The sequence below is a fragment of the Kribbella sp. NPDC020701 genome, from assembly GCF_055562215.1.
In genome coordinates this window covers 1-6231 of the sequence record NZ_JBVHFT010000049.1, presented here as the reverse complement: position 1 = coordinate 6231, position 6231 = coordinate 1, and the positions used below count along the sequence as shown (strand labels likewise).

Here is a 6231-nt window from a genome sequence, read left to right as displayed (position 1 = left end):
CCGCGCCGAACGGTGCGGAGTCGGTGTCGACGTTCGATGCCGCCGACAACCTGCTGACGAAAACGGTGCCGGACAACAACACCACTGGCCGGCAGGTCGCGTATACCTACGACGTGCTCGGCCGCAAGGTCACCGAGACCGCGCCGAAGGGCGTCGCGACCACCACCGACCCGAACGACTTCGTCACGAAGTACACCTACGACCGGCTCGGTCGGGTGCTGAAGGTGGAGACGCCGTTCGTAGAGAGCGGGGTCGCGAAGACGCCGACAACGACGTTCGAGTACGACCTGGTCGGCAACCAGACCGCCGTGCTCGATCCGCTGCGGAACGCGTCCCCGGCGACGGACTACACCGCCAAGACGGTCTACGACCTGAACCACCGCCCGACCGCCGTCACCGATGCCGCCGGTTACACCAGCAAGACGGTGTACGACGCCGACGGCCTCGTGACCGCGGAGATCAACCAGACCGGGCACACGAAGACGACCAAGTACGACGAGGCCGGTCAGCCGATCGAGGTCTCGGTTCCGCACACGCCGATCGGTGGGCACCAGGAGCAGTGGGTCACCAAGCTGACCTACGACGGGGCCGGCAACGTCACCCGGCAGACGCGCCCGACCAATGACGACCGTCCGACTCCGCTGTACTCCGAGACCGTCTACGACAAGAACAACCGGCCGGTCCAGAACAAGTCCGCGTTCGACACCACGACCACGTTGTACAAGACGCCGGCGAGCACATTCATCCAGTACTACCCGACCGGTGAGGTCAAGGCACAATCCGAACCGACGTTCGCCGCTACGGCGCCACCGGCGTCGCAGTGGACGAACTTCACCTACTACGGCTCCGGTGACATCAAGACCTCCACCGACCCGTGGCAGATCACCGCGACCTACGGCTACAACCCGTTGGGTCAGCAGACCGACCGCACCCTGACGGTGCCGGGTGACGACGCGAAGCGGACCCAGGCCTGGGGCTATTACCCCGACGGTGCATTGGCGTCGCGTTCGGACACGGCCGCGCAGCAGCCGGTCGATATCGTCGACAACGCCGACACCTGGCAGACCACGTCAACCGGGACCTGGGCCACGGTCACCGGCGGCACCAACACCCAAGGCGCGAACTACCGGACGCACGCGGCCGCGGCGGTGGGTACGCCGGAAGCCGGTGACACGTTCAACTGGCGGGTGCTGCCGGATGTCGCGGGTTCGTTCGACGTCTATGCCTCGTGCCCGGTGGCTACTGGCGCATCGACGGCGGCGACGTACACGATCAACCACTCCACCGGCGCGGCCACCAAGACTGTCGACCAGTCCGCCTGCACCGCGGCCACGCCGTGGGTCAACCTGGGCAACTTCAGCTTCCCGAACGGCGTCGCCAAGACCATCACGCTGAAGCCGGCCGCGTCGGGTGTGGTGGTCGCGGACGCGATCAAGCTGGTCTCGACCAGCCCGGTCGACAACCGCTCTTTCACCTACAACTACGACGCCAATGGCCGGCAATCGGAGGTGAAGGACAACAACCCGAACGCCGCCACCGACACGTTCAAGGTCACCACTGACGGCCTGGCCCGCACCACCCAGGTCCAGGAGCTCAAGACGGGAGTCGAGAGGGCGAAGACCGACTACACCTACGACCTCGACTCCAACGTGTTGTCCACCAACGCGCAACGGGGCGCTGACGCGAACACGCTCGGCGTGTCTCGTTACACCGGCTACACGTGGGACGTGCGGAACCTGGTCGACACCGTTAAGGCCGGCGCCACCTCGACGAGCACGGATACCTGGTCCTATACCTATGACGGTCGTGGTCTGCGGTCCACGGTCACGAAGCCGAACGGCAACCTCGCGACGTACACGTATCACGAGGACGGTCTGCAGCGGATCCTGTCCGAGAAGACCAGCGGTGGCCTGCTGGTCTCGTCGCACTCGCTGTATTACAACCCCGACGGGGACCGTTCGCTGGACGTCGAGAAGGTCCTGCAGGCGAACAGCTCGTTGTATCTGGATCAGGCCTCGAAGTACACCTATACCCCGGCCCGGCAGCTCGCCGCGGTGGTCAAGACCGGTGTCGACAAGGGCGACAGCGAGTCCTACGAGTACGACGCGGCCGGTAACACTACCAAGCAGACGATCGGCGCGACGACGTCGACGATGACCTACGACCGCAACCGCCTGATCAAAACGGTCACCGGCGCCACGACGCTGAACCAGCGCTACGACCCGTTCGGGCGCGCCACCACCACCGATGTTGGTGCGCAGGTCGTCGAGCAGAACGCCTACGACGGCTACGACCGCCTCACCCGGCAACAAAAGTTCGATTCGGCCGGCAACCCGACCTACACCCGCAACCAGACCTACGACCCGTTCGACCGGATGGTCAACCAGTCCGAAAAGGTCGGCGCCGCCGCCTCGATCACCACCCGGTACACCTTCGTCGGCCTCGCGAACCAGGTCACGGCCGAGGAAGAAAAAGACAGCACCGGGACCTGGAAGACCTCCAAGTCCTACGCCTACGGCACCGGCGGCGAAAACCTGTCCCTGGTCGACTCGCCGGTCAACGGCAGCACGTCGAAGAAGTCGTACTACGGCACCAACCCGCACGGCGACGTCGAAACCCTCACCGACGCCACCACCGGCCAGACCACCTCGACCTACCGGTACACCGCCTACGGCCAACCCGACAAGACCGGCACCACCGGCGACGACGCCATCACCGGCATCGCGAACCAAGACGCCGACATCGTCAACCCCTACCGGTTCAACTCGGCCCGGTTCGACGGCGCCACCGGCACCTACGACATGGGATTCCGCGAATACAACCCCGGCCTCAACCGCTACCTGTCCCGCGACTACTACGAGGGCGCCCTCAAGGACCTCGCCCTCGGCACCGACCCCTGGAACACCAACCGCTACGCCTTCGCCGGCGGCAACCCCATCACCGGCATGGAACTCGACGGCCACATCGCCCTTGACGAAAATGGGCAGCCATATACGCCGAGGCCACCCTCGCCGGAGCCGCCGCCAACGATGGTGAATCCTGCCCTCCAAGGACTGGTCAACAATGAGTATATTCGCGGCAGGTCAACGACGGCTCTCTTGAATGAGTTGAAGACTGGCGCCAAGACCGGGCGTGTCAACAAGACCTATCATCTGGAGAAGGTTCTGAATCAAGCTCAAGGGTATGCCAAAGTGCTGAGACAGAGCGACGTAGATCAGTTCAACGGGCGGCCGGGGATGGCTCCTGCGGACGAGGAGGTGATCCGGCGGCTGTTCAAGAGATCTTGGGATATCTTGGAGACAGTGGATGAGGCGGGTCCGATTACAGCAGCGCTCAAGGAGAAAGGCAGGTATGAGGAGTTCAAAACGAGCATGCGGAAGCTTGCGCGGAACCAGGCTGTCTCGGGTGAAACCGGCGCGCTCTTCGAGGCCGAAGATCCTCGGGCTTATAAACAGACATTTCATGGCTACGGCAGCGCGAAGTTCCTTGGAAGTGCGCTTGGGGTGGTTGGTATGGCGGGGGATGCTCAGTTGGCGTGGGAGGCAGGCAGGGTCATGGCTGGCAAGCCTCCGAGCCGGGGCCTGCTACCGTCGTCCATCGAGTGTCTTGTGCTGAGATGCACTCCGGTTTCATGACGACGTGCGACCGGGCTGCGATGGCACGTCGCATCGATTTTGCCGAGGTTTGAGATGAATGGCGCAGTCTCAATAGACGTCGATAACCTTCCGGGGTATCTCGCTGAGAATTTCCCCGAGCTCGCCCGTCAGATAGAGGCAGAGTTACAGCATGGCGATCCGGCTTGGTCGCTTGCAAGAACGCTGGTGCGTGACGTATTTGTCTATGGAGTCTTTCGGCGAGCTGTGGATGCGGGGAATGACGAGATTCTCGATTTGTGCTACTCAATGACTGAGGTTTTGATCTCGGCCAAGGACGAAGAGTTGCGGAGCGTCGTGCTTGACTGTGTATTATCGGCAGTGTGCTCGACTGACGACTGGCTCCGTGTGACGCAGATGAAAGCGGGTCCTGTCCTGCGGAGAGAAATCGGGCTCGACTTGGGTGAATCCTGGAGGCGGCAGATGAGTCGTGGCGGTGGTGACATGCCGTTGCCGCGCTCCGCTGCGATTCAAGTGCATGAGTACGCCGGATCCATCTTCATGCATGCTCTTGTGTCGACACCGGATGGGTCTGTGATTGCGCCGCCTTTTGTTCGGTTGAGTGCTGCAAGTAGTTGGAGCGCTGTGGGTATTGCTGCGTCCAATCTCTTGCTCGAGCAGATTGAATCGGAGCCCCGAGAATCGCGACATCATGTCGACGAGTTCTTGAGGATTGTCGGAGAAACCGATTGGCGTGGGTTCTACACCCGTTCCCGCTCAGTCGACGTGATGACGTCGGAGATTGGGGCCGATGCGCGCATCTGGCCACGCCACAAGCATCAAGACGGCGACTATTTCGGGAATCGCCAGGGAGAGAGGCTGACAGTCACGGACTGGCGTGAGCCAGACGTGCTGGGACGAGCGATCCTTACTGCCATCGCCATCGCGTCAACGACGGGGTGGAACTCTCCGACATGAAGGGCGGCGGCGCGGATATGGTTCCTGCGCGTCGGCAATCTTGTGGTGCAGTCGGCCGGCGACTGCGGGTGTGGTGGTCGCGGACGCGATCAAGCTGGTCTCGACCAGCCCGGTCGAGTCGCGGTCGTTCACCTACACCTACGACGCCAACGGTCAGCAGACCGAGGTCAAGGACACCAACCCGAACGCGCTGACCGACACGTTCAAGATCACGACCGACGGCCTGGCCCGCACCACCCAGGTGCAGGAGCTCAAGGGCGCCACCAACAAGGCGAAGACCGACTACACCTACGACCTCGATTCCAACGTGCTGTCGACCAACGCCCAGCGCGACCCGGACGCCGGTACCGGCAGTCCCGCGGTCACGCGTTAGACCGGCTACACGTGGGACGTCCGGAATCTGGTCGACACGGTCAAGGCCGGCGCTTCGCCGACAGGCACGCTGGACACCTGGAGTTACACCTACGACGGGCGTGGCCTGCGTTCCACCTGACTCGTGAAGCGCCCCAGGTTCTCTGCCGCTCTTATGCGGGTTGCGGCTCTTGGTTGACAGCAGCGTAGTGGGCTTGCTCGAACTCCACGGCTGGTGTCATGGCGAGGGAGCTGTGGAGTCTGCGGTTGTTGTACCAGTCGACCCAGCCGGCGGTGGCGTATTCGACGTCGGCGATGGTCTTGTACGGCCCGTCGTGGAAGACGGTGGTGCGGATGCACTCGGCCTTGTAGAGGCCGTTGATGGTTTCCATCAGGGCGTTGTCGTAGGCGTCGCCGACCGACCCGATCGAGGGCCGGATGCCCTCGAGTTCGAGGTGCTCGGCGAGCCGGATCGACGTGTATTGACTCCCGGCGATGCTCTCCTGTCTGTCAACAGGGGCTGTTTCGGCGTCCTCCTCCGGCTTGTGATGGTGTGCCGGTGCTCGACGCGGTCAAGGTCGTTCAGCCGTGGGGTGCTCCATCTTGACCGCGTCTGCGCTCCGGCTGGTTGGCGGCGATGGAGGAGCTCCGCCGGGGTGTGGATTCATGCGGCTGGGCGCCGGTGGTAGGGGCGGCGGGTGATGTGTTGCTGGCCGGGGTTGAGCAGGTAGTAGACCTCACGGGCGAGGTAGCGTTTCAGGCATCGGATGGTCTCGAGCTTGGAGTGGCCTTCGGCGGTCTTGCGGGCGATGTAGGCCTGGGTTTTCGGGTCGATGCGGATGCGGCTGACCACGGCCAGGTGCAGGGCGCGGTTGGCTTGGCGGTCCCCGCCGCGGTTGAGCCGGTGCCGCTGGGTCATCCCTGACGAGGCCGGCAGTGGGGCGACGCCGCAGAGCATCGCGAACCCGGCTTCGGACTTCATCCTGGCGGGGTTGTCGCCGGCGGTGACGAGCATCTGGCTGGCAATCTCGACACCGATGCCGACTCGTGCGAGCAGTTGCGGGGCGAGGGCCTCCACCAGTGGGGTGATGAGGTCGTCGAGGCCGGTGATCTCGTCGGACAGCTCGAGGTAACGGCGTGCCAGCGACTTGAGCCCGACCCGGTAGGCGGTCACGGGGTCGGCGACATTGCAGATGTCAGGGCGCCAGGCGGCCACGACCCGGATCAGTTGCATGCGAGTGAGGTTACGGACCTGGTCACGCACTTCATCCGGCGCTTCGACGATGGTCATCCGCAGCAACTGCAAGGC

Annotated in this window: 4 protein-coding genes and 1 pseudogene; 3 read left to right on the top strand and 2 right to left on the bottom strand. The window is 63.7% G+C overall.

Annotated features, from left to right (window positions below; genetic code table 11):
- Positions 1–23: 23 nt before the first annotated feature.
- From ACZ3HV_RS44325 to ACZ3HV_RS44315, 3 genes are all read left to right on the top strand, one after another.
- Positions 24–3635 (top strand): golvesin C-terminal-like domain-containing protein, encoded by a 3612-nt coding sequence (locus ACZ3HV_RS44325; protein ID WP_465693898.1) that lies wholly within the window; start codon positions 24–26, stop codon positions 3633–3635.
- Between the two features lie 54 nt (positions 3636–3689).
- On the top strand, positions 3690–4571 hold the full coding sequence (locus ACZ3HV_RS44320; protein ID WP_465693897.1) for a hypothetical protein: 882 nt from the start codon (positions 3690–3692) through the stop codon (positions 4569–4571).
- Between the two features lie 70 nt (positions 4572–4641).
- A complete protein-coding gene (locus ACZ3HV_RS44315) occupies positions 4642–4944 on the top strand; it encodes a hypothetical protein (RefSeq protein WP_465693896.1) in 303 nt (100 codons plus the stop codon).
- A 151-nt stretch (positions 4945–5095) separates the two neighbouring features.
- Here the strand turns inward: ACZ3HV_RS44315 and ACZ3HV_RS44310 are convergent.
- Positions 5096–5431: pseudogene (locus tag ACZ3HV_RS44310) on the bottom strand (integrase core domain-containing protein); the annotation flags it as partial.
- 155 nt (positions 5432–5586) lie between these two features.
- Positions 5587–6231 (bottom strand): transposase (locus ACZ3HV_RS44305; protein WP_465693894.1); only part of this gene is annotated, 645 nt, incomplete at its 5' end.

What these genes read in the sequence shown, in the direction of transcription:
- ACZ3HV_RS44320 (WP_465693897.1), top strand. Translation starts at nt 3,690, where the DNA reads ATGAATGGCGCAGTCTCAATAGACGTCGATAACCTTCCGGGGTATCTC.